This is a genomic window from Paenibacillus sp. FSL P2-0322 (genome assembly GCF_037975315.1).
GTDB classification, from domain to species: domain Bacteria; phylum Bacillota; class Bacilli; order Paenibacillales; family Paenibacillaceae; genus Paenibacillus; species Paenibacillus polymyxa_B.
The window spans coordinates 3458003-3473480 of the sequence record NZ_CP150243.1; the positions used below are offsets into that span (position 1 = coordinate 3458003).

Genomic DNA, 15478 nt, shown 5'->3' on the forward strand with positions numbered 1-15478 from the left:
CTAATCATACTTTGTCAGGAGAATGTTAAGGGGATTGTCTAACTATATTAAAGATGCTCTCTGGAGTATTGGTCTCACTCAAATTGTCCCTGAATTACCGATACGATACTTTCACGGAGTGCTTTGGCGTTTTGTGACTTATACGGATCAGCATTAAAAAGGATTGTATCTGCTGTGTAGTTTTCTTTTATACGTCCCAATCTGTCCCCATATCCCAAAATTTCAGCGGCGAACTCCGTGGCAGCCTGCCAGGCCTCTTTTCGAGTTAATCCACAGTCTATGAGTGTGTCTAATTCCTCAAGGTTACGTCCATGTAACGAAGGTGTGGCAAAATCTGTACCGAACGCAATTCGTACGCCTGCTCTTTTGGCATAGCTAACGGCTTTAGGGTGGGCTTCGGCGGCGCGGGCAGCACGATCACAAATTTCCCTGTCGAGTGAAAGAACTCCAGACGGGTCTGCAGCAATACGATAGATGGAAGCAGTAGGCACAAAGGCTGTCCTGGATTGCGCAAGCCGGTTGGCTTGATCCTCGGTCAAATACATTCCATGCTCTATAGATTCCACTCCAGCGTCAATAGACCAATCCACAGTAGGTCCACCCCAGGTATGAACCATGACTTTTATGTTGCGTGCATGGGCGCTACGCACAATAAAAGAGAATTCTTCCTCAGAAAAAATCGGGTTCAGCACTGTATCTGGCGACGAGCCTAGTCCCCCCGTTGCAAGAATTTTAATCCAGCTTGCCCCGCAATCAATAATTTCTGTTACCCGCCGTTCCAAATGCTTAAGACCTCGTGCGTCTCCGGCTCCGAGCATATCACCACTGGTATAAACTCTTAAAGGCTGGCTATAATGCTGACCTATATGCTTCACCGTACTTGGCAAAAGCCCACCTGCATCACGCACTGAAGTCACTCCAGCCTGGAAAGTAGCCTCAAAGGCTTGCGCCTGCATCACTTCGATCTCCAGTTCATCGCGCTTCTCCTGGTCAGTATGATTAAAATCCGTCCATGCCAAATGCGTATGAAGATCAATTACGCCGGGGCTAATCCATAAGTCGCCATCTGGACCATTTTGTTGAGTATGCGAGGATAAGGACTCTGCAATACACGAAAAATGACCATTGGCGATTGTTATATCGAATCGTTTCCCATCAATCCCCGCCACAAATATATTTTTGTAGGTTAACTCTTTTTGAATTTTATTTTCCATCTTCATTCCCCCAAATTAACCTTTGGGCGGCAAGCGCATGATAAGGATCTTGATGTACAAGCTCAGCAAGCGTTTGGATAGCTTCTTCAACGCTTTGTTGATTTGCCTTCGCCCCAAAATGGTTAATGCGTAAGAGTTTATTATGCAATTCTCCATCTCCGGGTGCGACAATGCCTATGGGCTGTTCGATATTGAAATTACCGCCTTGAGGGATCCGAACCGTTGTAGTCAACGTTGAGTAGCTATCTTTATTCCGCTGCCAAGGTTCAAGGCCCAAGGCTTTAATGCCGGCAATTGCAGCAGATGTAGTTACGCGATGGCGGCGGTTGACCGCTTCCAGACCTTCTTCTTCAATAAGCTTTAATGCCTCTATAAGCGCACGGGCTTCCAAAACAGGGATGTTGGCAGGAACTCGCACGGGCGTCACATGATTAGGGGAACGCTTTAAGTCAAGCAAAGACAGTATGGAATTGCGCGGCGCATTGTCGTTGGAGGCCAGAAACTCCCAGCCACGGGGAGAAATCCCCACAGCGCTGATCCCGTTAGGCCCGGATAGTGCTTTTTGCGCCCCTACAGCTACAAAATCAATTCCCCACTCGTCCATAAGCACCGGTTCGCCCCCGATTGCAGAAACTGAATCTATCACGGTTATAATGTTTGATCGACGCGCAAGCTCCATGATTTCCCTTGTTGGATTAGAGCCTCCTGTAACCACTTCCGCCTGCACAAAAGAAAGCGCACATGGGTTATATCGCTCAATCGCTGCGGCGACTTCATCTACAGTTACCACATTATCAAAAGATGTTTTGAGTTCGATGACTTCTGCTCCGCCACGCGCAAGCCAGTTACCAAAAATCGTTCCATATGGACCTGTCACAATGTTTAGAATTTTACGGTCGGGCGCAGATATGCCTGCTGCTATGGCTTCAATTCCCAGGATCGCCTCGCCCGGTATGATTACCGGGGATTCTTGGGTGGACAGGAGTTTGGAGAGCAAGTTAGTTAGCGTATCAAACTCCGATATTGTAAGAGGTACAAATCCTTTATTATTTTGACTCATAAATACCTCCTGCAGAATGGGATATTGGCATTTTAGGAACAGCGGACAAAAGCTCACGGCTATAAGGCGTTTCAGGACGAGAAAAGAATTTCTCCTTGGGGTTGATCTCAACCAGCTTCCCCTGCCGCATTACAGCAACAATATCGCTTATGGCATTTATAACTCCCAAGTCATGAGAGATAAAAAGCATCGTAAGATTAAGCTCCGATTTGAGTGTGCTCAACAGTTCAAGCATACTCCGTTGTACCGAAACATCCAGTGCGCTCGTTGGTTCATCTGCGATAAGTATGCTTGGCTCAACGCTTAATGCGCGGGCAATTGCTATTCGCTGACGCTGACCGCCGGAAAATTCGTGAGGGAATCTGCCAAGGGCGCTTTCATCGATGTGAACACGTGTAAGCAGTTCCCTACATTTCTTGTCCACTTGAGCTCGGTCAACAATCTTGTGAAAAAGTAAGGCTTCGGCAAGGATTTGCCTGATCGTATGCTTTGGATTTAGCGAGGAATCCGGGTTTTGAAAAACCATTTGTATTCTTTTATGCTGCTCCCGGCTCCGTCGCTTGCCCAGAACCTGAGAACCCAGCATGATCCGGCCCTCATCCGGGGCGATCAGCCCGGCTATTACCCGCGCGAGGGTAGACTTTCCTGAACCCGATTCTCCCACAAGACCAAGCGTGGTACGCTCCTGCAGCTCCAGGCTTACTTGATCAAGCGCGGTGAACTTACCATAAGCAACCGTTATATTTTCTATCTGCAAGGCTGTTTTCATAAATCCGCGCTCCTTTCAAGATCCGGGAGAGGAAGCACTGAGCTTATCAGCAACTGTGTATACGGATTTTGCGGGTTTTGTAAAAGGGGCAAAGTGTCTCCCCGCTCTATGATTCTTCCCTCTTTCATAACGCAAAGCTTTGAGCACATCGAAGCAGCTACAGCAAGATTGTGCGTAACAAACACCATGGCAAAACCCAGCTCCTTTTGAAGACGTGAAATAACGTCAAGTATTTGCCGTTGAACCGTTACGTCAAGCGCAGTTGTTGGCTCATCACAAAGAAGGATGCCCGGCTTGCACGCCAAAGCCATCGCAATAACAATACGTTGACACTGGCCGCCTGAAAGCTGGCGGGGGTAACGGTCAGTATGCTTTAAGGAATCGGGAAGACCGAGCATTTCAAGCAGTTCCAAAGCTATTGTGCGCGCGACCTTCCGACTCACCTTCTGCCTGTAGTACACAACCTCGGCAAGCTGCCGGGCCACCGGGCAGAGAGGGTCAAGTGCCCTTATCGGGTCTTGAAAAATCATTGCGCATCTGCCATTGCTCCTAATATGCCCGCCAACTTGTTCAATACCGGAGGGAAGCAACCCTATGATGGAGCGAAGCGTGAGCGATTTTCCAGATCCGGATTCCCCCACAAGTCCTATACTTTCGCCCGCTTCAACTTTGAGACTCACATTGGTGACCAATTTATGATTCGATTGCGTCGCGAGCGACAAATTTTCCACTTCTAAAATTGGATTCATAGCATTCATTTTCTTCTCCATATATCTGCTAGCCCATCGCCCACAAGGGATAAGGCTATCCCTGTATATACTACCGCAAAGCCCGGGATTGCTGAAAGCCACCACTTAGTAGATATAAAGGGCTGCCCATCAGAAATCATAGTTCCCCAATCCGGAGTTGGCGGCGCAATGCCGATACCTAGATAGCCTAGCGTAACAATGGCTACAAGCAGAACAGCCATGTCCGTCATAAGCACTACCACCGCTTGCGGTAACACATTCGGCAGAAGATGGCGCAGTATGATTTTAATATCCGGGATTCCCAGAGTTTTTGCAGCGGCTATCCATTCCTGCTTGCGAAACGATGCGCTAAGACCCTTGACCACGCGCGCGTATACAATCCAGCCAACCAGGACAAATGTAATGTATATCCCCTGTTCACCCGTACCGCTTGCAAACGCCACTATAATTACAATCAAATAAAAAGGGAACGCAATAAACGTATCGGTCAAAAGCGTGATAACCGTGTCTACCCATTTACCATAATACCCGGCAAGCATTCCCAGAAACACCCCCATACAAAAAGGGATGATCTCCGCCAGCACCATAATCTTCAAATCAGTCCGTGCGGCATAGATCAGCCGTGTAAACAAATCACGCCCCAGTTGATCGGTTCCCAGCCAGTGTTCGAAGGACGGGGGTTGTAAAGTTGCCGAAATATTTTGATCAGAAGGCTGGTAGGGGCTAATAACCGGTGCGAACACTGCAATACCTATGAGTAACGCAAACATAATACTGCCCCATAAAAGAGATGGAGTATTCAGTATTTTTCCCCAAGAGCGGTTGCTATGACCCGCCTTCTGAATCTGAAGATCTAATTGCGTGCGTTTCATTGTTCTCCTTTCGTCCTGGGATCAAGATACCCAGAAGCAACCTCAATCACGAAGCCGATGATGACCACAGATATCGCACAATAAAGAGCAATCCCCTGTATAACAGGAAAATCCCGGTTTGAAATGGCTGAAAATAACAGGCTTCCGATACCCTTGAGGCCAAAAACCTGTTCAATTACCAACGTGCCGCCCATCAGGTAGGCAATGTTTACGCCAAGCAGCATAAGAGCGGGAAGAGCGGAATTGCGCAGGACATGCTTTACCAATATAACCCGGTCGGGGATTCCCGCTGCCTTCAAGGTTACAACAAAATCAGATTCCAGCACTTCCAGCATCTGCGCTCTTAAAGAACGAACAAGCGAGGGAATTTGCGACAATCCGACAGTGATCGCAGGAAGGGCGAGACTGTACAAGATTCCAAGCCAGCCCTCGCCGACTCCCCCAACGGGGAACCAGCGAAGCCGAACGCTAAATACCAGAATCAGTAGCAGTCCAACCCAAAAAATCGGCATACCGAGCGTTACAGCAGGCAAGATGCGTATAATGTGGTCAAGCAGTCCGTCTTTATGTGTTGCCGCAAGGGTGGCCAGCACCAGCGAAACAATGATGGAAAAAAGACAGGTCATTGCAATGAGCAGCAGCGTCACAGGGGCCCGCTCTGCAATCAACTCTCTTGAAGAAGTCTCAAAAACAATCGAAACGCCGGTATCACCGTGTGTAAAGAAATTGTGCACAAAGCCTATAAACTGCTCCCAAAGAGAACGATCCAGCCCCAACCTATGGCGCATACTCTCAATAGCCTCAGCTGTGGCGTATTCCCCCAGAATCATTTTGGCGGGGTCTCCCGGCACCAGCCTTATGATGAAGAAGACTGCCACCACCACACAGATGACTACTGATGCCGCTCTTATCATAGCGCGCACAAGCCATTTGTGTGGGAAAGTTAGATTTGCAGACAATCCGGCAGACTTTTTAAATAAATTGTGGGCCGTCAAGGATCTAATTACCTTTCACACGTACATCTTCAAAACGAGCGCTGTTATTGGGAAGCACGACCAGGCCATCAATGGAAGAACGAACACCTTTCAGAATATCCGGATAATAAAGCGGGATGTAAGGTACCTCGTCTGCAAGGATTTGTTGAAGCTTGGCGTAAATTCCCGCACGTTCTTCCCCATCAGGTGTTTTTTGCCCCTCGTGCAGGAGCTTGGTAACTTCATTGTTCGTGTAATGAGTCCAGTACGACTTGCTAAAGCCTTCCGGATCTGTCTGGAAAGCGAGGATCGAGTTGGCTTCTGGAGAATCCGCCTGTCCGCTGTTGATCATTGCCGAAAAATCATAGGCAAAGAAACGCTCGCGAAATGAGGCCAACTCAACAGATTCGATTTGAATGTCTATGCCGATCGTTTTGGCGGCCGCCTGAATAATCTGTGCCTCCTGAGTTCTTGAGTTGTTACCAGAGGCAATGAGCAATTTTGTAGAAAACCCATTAGGGAACTTTGATTTTGCAAGCTCTGCTTTGGCAGCGTTCGTATCAAAGCTGAGCGCTTTAATCGTATCGTTCGTGTTGTAGGGAATGGCTGGCGGCAAAAGCGAATTGGCTGGCTTTGCGAAACCAAAGGTAACCGCATTGGTCAATCCATTACGGTCAAGTGCCAACGCCAACGCACGGCGAACGTGCACATCCGAAAAATGCTCGTCCAGGGTATTGAAGAACAATTGCTCTGTCACCCAGCTTCCATTGGTCGCCACTTTGGTATCAGTTCCTTGTTTTAATTCATTTACATTTTCAAGAGCTACAGACTCAATAGCGTCTATCGCGCCAGCCTTCAGCTGGTTAATCGCTTGGCTGTCATCTTCAATGAGCTTGTAGACAAGTTCATCGATATATGGCTTGCCTTTCTGCCAATAGTATTTATTTTTGCTGAAAGTAAGATCACCGGCAGAATCCCATTTCTTAACGACGAAGGGACCGGTACCGACCGGATTCTTAAAGAATTCTTTTTCCGAGACACCGCCAAAATCCTTTGGAAGGATGCCATTGGAGAAATTTGAGAGTTCAGAAATAAACGGCGTATACGGCGCTTTAAGCTTAATTACAAGTGTTTTTTCATCTTGAGCCGAAAGCGAAGCCACCTGTGCCGCTATTGCAAGAGGACCTCCTACATTCAAATGACGCTGAATTGAAAAAACCGCGTCCTCGGCAGTAACTCCTTTGCCGTCTGAAAATTTCAAGCCATCGCGTAAAACAAAAGTATAGGTTAATCCATTCGCGCTAATATTGTGCGACGCCGCAAGCCAATCCACAATTTTTCCATCACCGTTAAAGGCAACCAGCGGCTCAAATACTTTGTCGATAGCAAAAGCATTATTTGATGTAATCTGATTATGCAAATCAAACGAGGTTACGGAAGCCGGGCGGCCATATGTAAAGGTTCCCCCTTCCGCGGGTTGATCAGCGGTTGTGCTTGGGTTAGTTGCGTTTGTATTTTTATCTGCATCATTTTTGGAGCCGGAGCATCCTGCCACGAGAACCAATAAAAGAAATGCTAAAGATCCAACCAAAAACGGTTTCCTAAAAGATACAATAAGTTTGGACATCCCATTTTCCCCTTTTCTCCAATAAAACATATTGTTTTAATATGAATAATATTATGGATGAACCCATTTGCCATGTCAAACAGAATTAAATACCATAATTTAAAAAATCAAAGATAAAAGTAAACATAGGGATTTTCCAGCTTGTGAACACATGGAGTTCATATGGGATTGGGAATTTCATTATATTATTGTATAATCAGTCTATGAAGTAATAGGTAAATCTTATAAGACGACAACCATTATAAAAGCGTATATAAAAGGGGTTTAAAACTCGATGGAATTCAGACAACTTCAATACACCCTGCAAATTGCAGCGGAAAAAAACTTCTCACGCGCAGCAGAAAAACTGCATATTGCTCAGCCCTCTTTGAGCCAACAATTGTCCAAACTGGAAAAAGAACTTGGGGTACTTCTATTTCAACGCAACACCAGCACGGTGGAATTAACACATGCAGGAGCAAGCTTTGTGGAAAAGGCAAAAAAAATAGTCGATGCAGTTGAGCAGCTCCGGCAGGAAATGGACGACATTTCTCAACTGCGAAAAGGGAAGGTTGTGGTTGGCAGTATGCCCATCACAGGTTCTCATTTGCTGCCGCATGTGCTGCCTGTATTCAAGAAAGCTCATCCGGACATTGAAATCGTGTTGGTCGAGGATTCATCCATGAATTTGGAGAAAAAAACTGCCAGTGGGGATACAGATCTCAGCCTGCTATCTCTTCCATTAGTAGAACCTACACTTTCCTATGTGCCGATCGGTGAAGAGTGGATTGATCTTGCCGTTCCTCCAGGTCACCCCCTAGCCCTGCGTAAAAACGGAGACCATCCGAAGCCTGTGCATATGGAAGAACTGAAAGATGAGCCTTTTGTCGTTCTGAAAAAAGGGCAAGGCTTTCGCAAGCTGACGATGGATTTGTGTCATCAAGCTGGCTTTGAACCCAATGTGGTGTTTGAGAGCACTAATATGGAGACGCTCCAATCGCTTGTAGCGACAGGTATGGGAGTGACACTCGTCCCCCGTTTTATCGCCCGGGCCGCCAGCAGCGAGTTTGTTCCAGCATTATTGCCACTCGCCGAACCTACCCCTAGCCGTACCCTAGCCATTGCCTACCGAAACGGACGTTATTTGTCTAAAGCTGCCGAAGCCTTTATTGATACCTTCCGAGAAACGGTCGAGCAACTTTCTCAAAAGTAGCTTCAAATGTGAAAAGGACCGTCTTCCTCCTCAGCCAAAGCCAGAGAAGAAGACGGTCCCGGGGCTTCGCCCCTATGCTTTCAATACTTCATTTACTTTACGGGTTCGATTACACTGTTGCGATGTTGCTTCCATCTGTCTTTAACGAACCACATTTCATGTTCATTTGAATTTCATGTCAGCCTCGCCTGATTACTTTACGCTTGCTCGGAAACTCCACTTTATCCATCCCGCATCACTTCTTTCCTTAAGGTCTCTAGCCTTGGTCTCCCAAGAATGTCCTACCTCAGTTCCAATGTGCTGTGTGATCCCAAAGTGCCTGTCCTCGCCTTTTTGTGATCAGGGTCTCCCTAAATCTGGTGGACTTTTATCCTGATCATAGCCCATTTCATAATTGTTTCCGACAACCTGTCTATTTAAGCCTCTCGGCCGTGACAGGCCATCCCTATTCGCCAGTTCGGATCTACTTTGGTTATCCATCGTTATCAACCTCCTGGTGTCGGGATACTATTATAATACACCTATGGGCTGTATCTGAAACAGGTATCAGAAAACTTTTTTATTATCGAGAAGAACCAAATGCTTGCTGTACCTCGGCTTCACTCACTTGTGTTTTAAAGACCAATTTCGAAGGATCTTGAGGTGAATAAATGACCTCTATAATACTTCCCTGCTGCAGCTTGGATAGTTGGGAAGAAAAAACAACCTTTTGCGTGGTTACATTAAATGTATCGCCGTTGTTTTTCGTAACACTCAGCGTAAATTGAAGCTTAATTTTATTAGGTCCTGCTTCCCCCATGGGTGTGACATCCAGCACCTTCGCATATGCCTGCTCACCGGTTTTGGCAATTTCCATCAGCTCAGGCGATACGCCCTGCTTGACCATTTGCTCATTCATTAACGCTTGTAAATCCGTCTGCGACACCTGCCCTTTCAGGTCAAGTCCTACTTTCAGTTTATCTTTCTCCGATACGACCAACGGAATGATCGAGCCTGGCTGAAATTGAGCCATGGAAGTCAAAGGAATAATCGTCGTCAAAGCAGTATCATATTTGTCTTCTCCATGTTTGGTTACGGTCAACCCGAGCTTTACCTGCGGCTGATTGTTTACATAAGTCCCTGTTAGCTGAACACTTGTAATAATCCCAACCCCAGGAACACCCTTCTTAACCTTACCGCCTTCAAAAAACACACCTAAAATTCCAGGTAGAAAAATAAGCGCAAAGCCTATATAAATTAACGGCCTATACCACGGGGCATCCATAATCACAAATGGATCATCCCATAAATAGTTAGCCAAAAATGGTGAGAAGCCTACACCAAACACCATAAGTACCCCGATAATACTCAAAAATCCTTTCATCCTCCAAAACCCCTTTTTCAATCATCTGTTCAAATTATATGTCAGCAAGAAAGGTGAAACGACCTGCTCATTTACACTGTCACCAGACCCATATAAATCAGCTCCGATGGATTTACCGGATTGCTCCCCAGACCCACCGTATCTCCAGGTCGCGGAATTTGCAGCTTGGATACGAGCGTTTCCAACGTTTTTGGATATCGATTACCGTTTACTTCTGTCACATCTAGCATTAGCACCACAATCGGATCAAAATTCACGAGCTTCCCGGTATCTGTTACCGAAATAACAACCGCAGTCGCCGACATCGACAAACTACTGTTAGCTGCCGTTTGAGCTTGTCTTGCCGAGTTTAGGCTTTGGTTGATCTGTTCCCGATGCTCTTTGGGTACCAAACCTTTCATAAATAATCCGGACAAACCCTTATTCATCAGTTGATCTGCTTGTTCTATCGCATCCTGCTGTTTTTTCTTTTTACCGAAAAAGTTCATCATGTGGTTGCACCTCGTATTTTGTATTGTCGTACCTTATGAATTCAGTATAGAAGACGGTATCTGACATCACAATACGTTTTGGCGCATACAAAAAAACCGGAAAAACAGGAGCTTTAACCTGTACTTTTCCGGTTTATTTTGAACTCTGGGACGGTTCACACAAAATTTTGCGCACTTTGGAGTATTCTTTTGCACGCTCATCCGATAGTTTTGTGAAAAGCGAATGATTTCAGGTTATTTTTTTCGTAAAAGATAGACCAGTTTGCGATAATAAGCCGATGATTCTTTATAACGACGACTGTCCTCAGACACAACAGCCAGCGTTTCATATAATTGTTCAAGCCGTGCTGGATGCTGGATAGCTTCAAAATAAGGCAAGCATTGCAAGGCATGCGTCCAAAAGGCATCCTGATTCCCTTGCGCAAGCGCAAGCTGGCTTTCATAAAAATCAAGTCCCATTTGCTGATCTATTGTCAGATTGGTTTGGCGAAGCTGATCCAAATGCTGTGACAGCAGCCCCCAGTTTTTCCAGGTAAATGCGATTTCACAACGATATATCAGCGTAACGGGCAGTATCATCTGCTGCATTTCCTCCCGCTCCCGGCTCACCAGCGCTTCAAAACGTGCTACTTCCTCCAAAGCCTTATCCAGCTCGCCAATCGATGTTAGCATAATAATCCGGTTGTTCAGGATGGTCGTGAGCATATCTGGTGCATTTTCCAAATACACCAAATTGGCCTCAGCCATAGACAACGTTAACAGTGCTTCCTGTACAGAACCCATGGCGAAACAATATCCGCTGTAAGCCACATACAGGCCCGTCAAACGGTGAAAAAGCCGATCATCATATACCCTGCGCATCGTCTGCTCGAATACCTGCTTCGCCTGATCAAATTGCTTGACCTGAATACAGGCCTCCATCATAATGTTTTGCGCATTCAGCCAGTTTTCCGTCCCCTCTTCCACCAGACGGCTTAGCTGCTTAACGTTATTCAGCACATCATAATAATGGTTTTTCGAGCGGAAATACTGGATTTTATAAAATAATATTGCTTTTTTTAGCGGTGCGGGCAGCTCCACCTCATCCGAGCGACCAAACTTCTCCAAATAAAAATTCAAATAGGTTTGATGTAAATATTCATAGGCCGTTGGGTCATTTAATTGCTGATAATAAACGGCCTTCATCAAATAAGTCGTCATTTCCACCACAAGCGAATCGTTGCGATCCTCCAGTAGATCCACATAGCTTTCCGTGGCAGGATTAGCCAGCTTGGACAGCTCTGTGAAAATCTTATCCGCTGTAGTCAGCGTCTCTTCATCCTCTGCCGCTGCACGCAAGAGGTAGGAGGGATTTACACCTAAACGCCCAGCAATTTGCTCGGCCAAATCCTCTGCCAACGGGTAACGGTCAGCCAGTATATTTGCGAAATGTGCTGGTGTCACCAGCCCGTCTACCAGCTCTTTACGGGACAGATTTTTCTTTTTACACAAAAATTCAATGCGTTCCTTAAGCATGGAGTATTCCTTTCTACACTGATTATCGGTCATACAGTGAGGGACGCCGATCTTCAAACACCGGAATACGACCACGTACGTCCTGCACTAAGGCAGACTCAATCGTTCCTGTGATGATCCCCTCCTGCTCTCCGCCCTCAGCAATGATTTCTCCCCATGGATCAATAATAAGCGAATGCCCGAAGAAATCAGTATCTCCACTGCGACCTACCCGGTTACAAGCAATAACATACATTTGATTTTCTATAGCACGTGCGGTTAGCAAGGTACGCCAGTGATGAAGCCGGGGATGAGGCCATTCTGCGGGTACGATCAGCAAATTTGCGCCCGACAGGGCCAAACTACGGGCTAGTTCAGGAAAACGAATATCATAGCAGATCGACGCACCTGCCCGAATCCCGCCATCCAGTGCGAATAAAACCTTTTCTTCGCCAGGCTGCAAATATTTTTCTTCATCCATAAGTCGGAATAGATGAATCTTGGAATACGAAGCAACCTCTCTGCCTGTTCGGTCAAAAACGAGCATCGTATTATACACATGACCGTCGCTTTTTTTCTCTGCGATCGACCCAGCTACTACGTTCACTGCATGGGTGGCAGCGAATGCTGCTATCCATGCCCGAGTCTCCGTCCCTTCCTTGTCCGCCAGCTCATGAATGCGATCTAAGGCATAGCCTGTGTTCCACATTTCCGGCAGGACAATCAGATCCGGCTTCAGTTCGACTTTCATCGCTTGTTCCATTAAAGCTCGGATATGACTGCGGTTTTCCGGGGGATTTCCTATCTCTATGTGAGCTTGTATGAGTGCAACACTGAACGGCTGAGCTTCCTGATACGTCAAAATCCTTCATCCTCCTTGTGAGCCAGAGCTTCCCGCGACCCATTGTCCGGTATTTTCCCCCATCATAGCCCGATCAGTCTGGATTACGCAACCATGCAAGCTTAATTCCCCCTATACAACTCGGTAAAATCGTGATAGATTATTTCTTAAACTATTCCAAAAGGTCGTGTGAATTGATGACTCATTTTTCTATTCCCTCCGCTGACGTCATGAAACAGTTACCCACTCAATTTTTTGCCACACTTGTACAAAATGTAAACCGTGAAATCGCGGCGGGGCATGATGTCATTAATCTTGGACAGGGGAACCCCGACACTCCCACTCCTTCTCATATTGTAAAAGCTTTGCAGGAATCAGCGGATAATCCGCTGTATCATAAATATTCGCCATTTCGTGGTTACAGCTTTCTCAAGGAAGCCGTTGCCCAGCGCTATCAGGAGGATTACGGTGTGACGCTCAACCCTGAAACCGAGGTCGCCATCCTGTTTGGCGGAAAAACGGGTTTGGTTCAGCTGCCGCAAGTCTTACTCAATCCCGGGGATGTGTGTCTCGTCCCTGATCCCGGCTACCCGGACTACTGGTCTGGTGTAGCCTTGGCTAAAGCGGAAATGTCTTTTCTCCCATTAAAAGAAGAGAACCGTTTTCTGCCCGATTATGAAGCCATTTCCGAGGAAGACCGCCGCCGCGCCAAGTTAATGTTCCTTAACTATCCGAATAATCCAACCTCGGCAACGGCTCCACTTTCCTTTTACGAGGATACAGTTGAATTCGCGCAACGTAACGGTATTGTAGTTGCCAGTGATTTCGCCTATGGCGCTATTGGATTTGATGGCGAACGTCCGGTAAGCTTCCTACAGGCTGAGGGTGCTAAAGAGGTGGGGATTGAGTTCTATACCTTGTCCAAAACGTACAATATGGCGGGCTGGCGTGTTGGTTTCGCGCTCGGTAATGCCGAAATCATCTCGATGATTAATCTCCTACAGGATCATATTTATGTAAGCTTGTTTGGCGGCATTCAGGCAGCGGCGGCGACAGCCTTGACGGCCTCGCAGAACTGCGTAGGCGAGCTGGTAGCCCGCTATGAATCACGCCGTAACGCTTTTTATGATGCACTTGGGCAAATAGGCTGGAAGGCGACCCGCCCAAGCGGCTCCTTTTTCAGTTGGTTGCCTGTGCCGCAGGGCTATACTTCCACTTCTTTTGCCGATCTGTTGTTGCGGGAAGCCAAGGTGGCTGTCGCTCCAGGGATTGGCTTCGGGAGTGGCGGCGAAGGATATGTGCGAGCGGGACTGCTGAGCTCAGAAGCTCGACTGACCGAGGCAGCTGATCGAATTGGCAAGCTAAACCTGTTTGGTTAAGCCGTATTTTCCAGCTACAACTTCTTTGCCAAACCTGGTCTTTTCGTGGTATTCTGTATCCAATATCATTTAGCGCGTTGAAGGGACTATTAAGAGAGACTCGGTCCTGTTCAGAGAGTAAATTCCGATAGGCTGCAAGAATTTACCTGGACTCTCTCCCAACTCCTATCCCCGAGCGCCCTGCGCAATCAGGCGGTCCCTGCCGTTAACAGGTTTCAAGTGGGATGATCATGAATCATCAATGAAGGTGGTACCGCGGAAGCACAAACTTTCGTCCTTTGCATACAAAGGATGGAAGTTTTTTTGCATTAAAAAGAGTAAAATTAAGGAAGTGGACGTCTTGTCAACACGAATCGTCATTAAAATCGGAAGCAGCTCTCTAACTGGAGTGGAAGGTGGCTTGAATCGGGAAGCCATCGCTTATTTTGCCCGGGAAATCAGCTTGCTACGTGCAAAAGGTCATGAAGTGCTGCTGGTTACATCAGGTGCAGTAGCCGCCGGATTCAGAGAGATTGGGTACCCGTTTCGCCCTAAGCTACTACATGAAAAGCAAGCGGCAGCGGCTGTTGGCCAAGCCCTTCTCATGCAGGCCTATGAGCAGGCTTTTAAAGATTTTGACCTAGTGATCGCGCAGGTTCTACTGACCCGTAGTGACTTTTTGAGCCGCAAACGGATGAATAATGCCGGAATGACCGTAGAAGAATTGCTGCGCCAGCAGGTTATCCCGATCTTCAACGAAAATGATACTGTATCGATTGACGAATTGAAATTCGGCGATAATGATATGCTGTCCGCGCTGGTTGCCAATCTGGTCAAAGCGCAGCATCTAATTATCATTACGGACACCGATGGCGTATATACGGCAGATCCGCGCAAGCATCCGAATGCCGTACGTTTTGAACGTATCGAGGAAATTACAGAGGAGATTTATGCATTAGCTGGAGGTTCTGGATCATCTGTAGGTACTGGCGGCATGCGATCCAAGATCGAAGCTGCCAAAGTCGCTACACGCGGCGGTGTGCCTGTATATGTGGGACGTGTAAGCGCGAATGGCGATCTAAACGCAGCCGTCGAAGGACACGGACCGGGAACTTATTTTGACACTCACCTCTCTTCACTTCCGATGAAAAAACAGTGGCTTGGATTTATGTCCACCCCTCTGGGCGCGGTGCATGTAGACGAAGGGGCCGAGGAAGCGTTGGTTCACGGAGGACACAGTCTACTTCCGGTTGGCGTACGACGTGTCGAGGGCAGCTTTCATGCCGGAGATGTCGTTGAGGTGCTCGGACCGGAAAATAAAGTTTTAGGACGCGGCATCGTCAATTATGACGATGAACAGCTCAGAATTGTACAAGGATTATCCAGCGGCGAGGTTGTGGGCAAAATCGGTCCCATTCACCGGCTTGAGGTGATCCACAGGGATGAATGGATTACATTATGTATGTAGGGAGGC

General features: G+C 47.1%; 15 protein-coding genes. 3 read left to right on the forward strand and 12 right to left on the reverse strand.

Going from position 1 to position 15478, the window contains the following annotated elements:
* Positions 1 to 74: 74 nt before the first annotated feature.
* Genes MKY24_RS15055 through MKY24_RS15085 form a run of 7 tightly spaced genes read right to left on the reverse strand, consistent with a single transcriptional unit; the run spans position 75 to position 7265 of the window.
* Positions 75 to 1214, reverse strand: coding sequence for an amidohydrolase family protein (locus MKY24_RS15055; RefSeq protein WP_339200274.1), 1140 nt, complete (start codon positions 1212 to 1214; stop codon positions 75 to 77).
* Complete coding sequence (locus tag MKY24_RS15060) at positions 1204 to 2274, reverse strand: aminotransferase class V-fold PLP-dependent enzyme (RefSeq protein WP_339200275.1); 1071 nt, start codon at positions 2272 to 2274, stop codon at positions 1204 to 1206. The genes MKY24_RS15055 and MKY24_RS15060 overlap by 11 nt, the downstream gene beginning before the upstream one ends.
* Positions 2261 to 3043 (reverse strand): ATP-binding cassette domain-containing protein, encoded by a 783-nt coding sequence (locus MKY24_RS15065; protein WP_023989106.1) that lies wholly within the window; start codon positions 3041 to 3043, stop codon positions 2261 to 2263. The genes MKY24_RS15060 and MKY24_RS15065 overlap by 14 nt, the downstream gene beginning before the upstream one ends.
* Positions 3040 to 3813, reverse strand: a complete 774-nt coding sequence (locus MKY24_RS15070) for an ABC transporter ATP-binding protein (RefSeq protein WP_048481509.1) — start codon at positions 3811 to 3813, stop codon at positions 3040 to 3042. The genes MKY24_RS15065 and MKY24_RS15070 overlap by 4 nt, the downstream gene beginning before the upstream one ends.
* A complete protein-coding gene (locus MKY24_RS15075; RefSeq protein WP_023989108.1) occupies positions 3798 to 4664 on the reverse strand; it encodes an ABC transporter permease in 867 nt (288 codons plus the stop codon). Before MKY24_RS15075 ends, MKY24_RS15070 begins: the two co-directional genes overlap by 16 nt.
* Positions 4661 to 5659 carry an ABC transporter permease gene (locus MKY24_RS15080; RefSeq protein ID WP_023989109.1) on the reverse strand — a complete coding sequence of 333 codons (999 nt, stop codon included), beginning with the start codon at positions 5657 to 5659 and terminating at the stop codon, positions 4661 to 4663. The genes MKY24_RS15075 and MKY24_RS15080 overlap by 4 nt, the downstream gene beginning before the upstream one ends.
* Positions 5660 to 5663: 4 nt before the next feature.
* On the reverse strand, positions 5664 to 7265 hold the full coding sequence (locus MKY24_RS15085; RefSeq protein ID WP_023989110.1) for an ABC transporter substrate-binding protein: 1602 nt from the start codon (positions 7263 to 7265) through the stop codon (positions 5664 to 5666).
* A 274-nt stretch (positions 7266 to 7539) separates the two neighbouring features.
* On the opposite strand from MKY24_RS15085, the gene MKY24_RS15090 reads away from it, so the two are divergent.
* Positions 7540 to 8457, forward strand: a complete 918-nt coding sequence (locus MKY24_RS15090; protein ID WP_023989111.1) for a LysR family transcriptional regulator — start codon at positions 7540 to 7542, stop codon at positions 8455 to 8457.
* Between the two features lie 339 nt (positions 8458 to 8796).
* Here the strand turns inward: MKY24_RS15090 and MKY24_RS15095 are convergent, their stop codons facing one another.
* The 5 genes from MKY24_RS15095 to MKY24_RS15115 form a co-directional block, all read right to left on the reverse strand.
* Positions 8797 to 8937: a hypothetical protein gene (locus MKY24_RS15095; protein ID WP_023989112.1), complete on the reverse strand. Its 141-nt coding sequence runs from the start codon at positions 8935 to 8937 to the stop codon at positions 8797 to 8799.
* A gap of 82 nt (positions 8938 to 9019) precedes the next feature.
* Entirely contained in the window at positions 9020 to 9820 is an 801-nt protein-coding gene (locus MKY24_RS15100; RefSeq protein ID WP_023989113.1) for a hypothetical protein, read from the reverse strand.
* A gap of 71 nt (positions 9821 to 9891) precedes the next feature.
* A complete protein-coding gene (locus MKY24_RS15105) occupies positions 9892 to 10311 on the reverse strand; it encodes a hypothetical protein (protein WP_023989114.1) in 420 nt (139 codons plus the stop codon).
* Between the two features lie 234 nt (positions 10312 to 10545).
* Positions 10546 to 11826 carry a helix-turn-helix transcriptional regulator gene (locus tag MKY24_RS15110; RefSeq protein ID WP_023989115.1) on the reverse strand — a complete coding sequence of 427 codons (1281 nt, stop codon included), beginning with the start codon at positions 11824 to 11826 and terminating at the stop codon, positions 10546 to 10548.
* A 22-nt stretch (positions 11827 to 11848) separates the two neighbouring features.
* Complete coding sequence (locus MKY24_RS15115; protein WP_023989116.1) at positions 11849 to 12667, reverse strand: carbon-nitrogen family hydrolase; 819 nt, start codon at positions 12665 to 12667, stop codon at positions 11849 to 11851.
* Between the two features lie 176 nt (positions 12668 to 12843).
* Here MKY24_RS15115 and MKY24_RS15120 point away from each other — a divergent pair, with 176 nt between their 5' ends.
* Positions 12844 to 14025, forward strand: a complete 1182-nt coding sequence (locus tag MKY24_RS15120; RefSeq protein ID WP_068941622.1) for a pyridoxal phosphate-dependent aminotransferase — start codon at positions 12844 to 12846, stop codon at positions 14023 to 14025.
* Between the two features lie 241 nt (positions 14026 to 14266).
* Entirely contained in the window at positions 14267 to 15472 is a 1206-nt protein-coding gene (gene proB / locus MKY24_RS15125; RefSeq protein ID WP_028540662.1) for a glutamate 5-kinase, read from the forward strand.
* Positions 15473 to 15478: the final 6 nt, after the last annotated feature.

Excerpts from the sequence above, each read along its gene's own strand:
- MKY24_RS15120 (WP_068941622.1), top strand. The coding sequence starts at position 12,844 with ATGACTCATTTTTCTATTCCCTCCGCTGACGTCATGAAACAGTTACCC.
- MKY24_RS15055 (WP_339200274.1), bottom strand. The coding sequence starts at position 1,214 with ATGGAAAATAAAATTCAAAAAGAGTTAACCTACAAAAATATATTTGTG.
- MKY24_RS15095 (WP_023989112.1), bottom strand. The coding sequence starts at position 8,937 with ATGGATAACCAAAGTAGATCCGAACTGGCGAATAGGGATGGCCTGTCA.
- MKY24_RS15085 (WP_023989110.1), bottom strand. The coding sequence starts at position 7,265 with ATGTCCAAACTTATTGTATCTTTTAGGAAACCGTTTTTGGTTGGATCT.
- MKY24_RS15100 (WP_023989113.1), bottom strand. The coding sequence starts at position 9,820 with ATGAAAGGATTTTTGAGTATTATCGGGGTACTTATGGTGTTTGGTGTA.
- proB (WP_028540662.1), top strand. The coding sequence starts at position 14,267 with ATGAAGGTGGTACCGCGGAAGCACAAACTTTCGTCCTTTGCATACAAA.
- MKY24_RS15060 (WP_339200275.1), bottom strand. The coding sequence starts at position 2,274 with ATGAGTCAAAATAATAAAGGATTTGTACCTCTTACAATATCGGAGTTT.
- MKY24_RS15110 (WP_023989115.1), bottom strand. The coding sequence starts at position 11,826 with ATGCTTAAGGAACGCATTGAATTTTTGTGTAAAAAGAAAAATCTGTCC.
- MKY24_RS15105 (WP_023989114.1), bottom strand. The coding sequence starts at position 10,311 with ATGATGAACTTTTTCGGTAAAAAGAAAAAACAGCAGGATGCGATAGAA.
- MKY24_RS15090 (WP_023989111.1), top strand. The coding sequence starts at position 7,540 with ATGGAATTCAGACAACTTCAATACACCCTGCAAATTGCAGCGGAAAAA.
- MKY24_RS15070 (WP_048481509.1), bottom strand. The coding sequence starts at position 3,813 with ATGGAGAAGAAAATGAATGCTATGAATCCAATTTTAGAAGTGGAAAAT.
- MKY24_RS15065 (WP_023989106.1), bottom strand. The coding sequence starts at position 3,043 with ATGAAAACAGCCTTGCAGATAGAAAATATAACGGTTGCTTATGGTAAG.
- MKY24_RS15075 (WP_023989108.1), bottom strand. The coding sequence starts at position 4,664 with ATGAAACGCACGCAATTAGATCTTCAGATTCAGAAGGCGGGTCATAGC.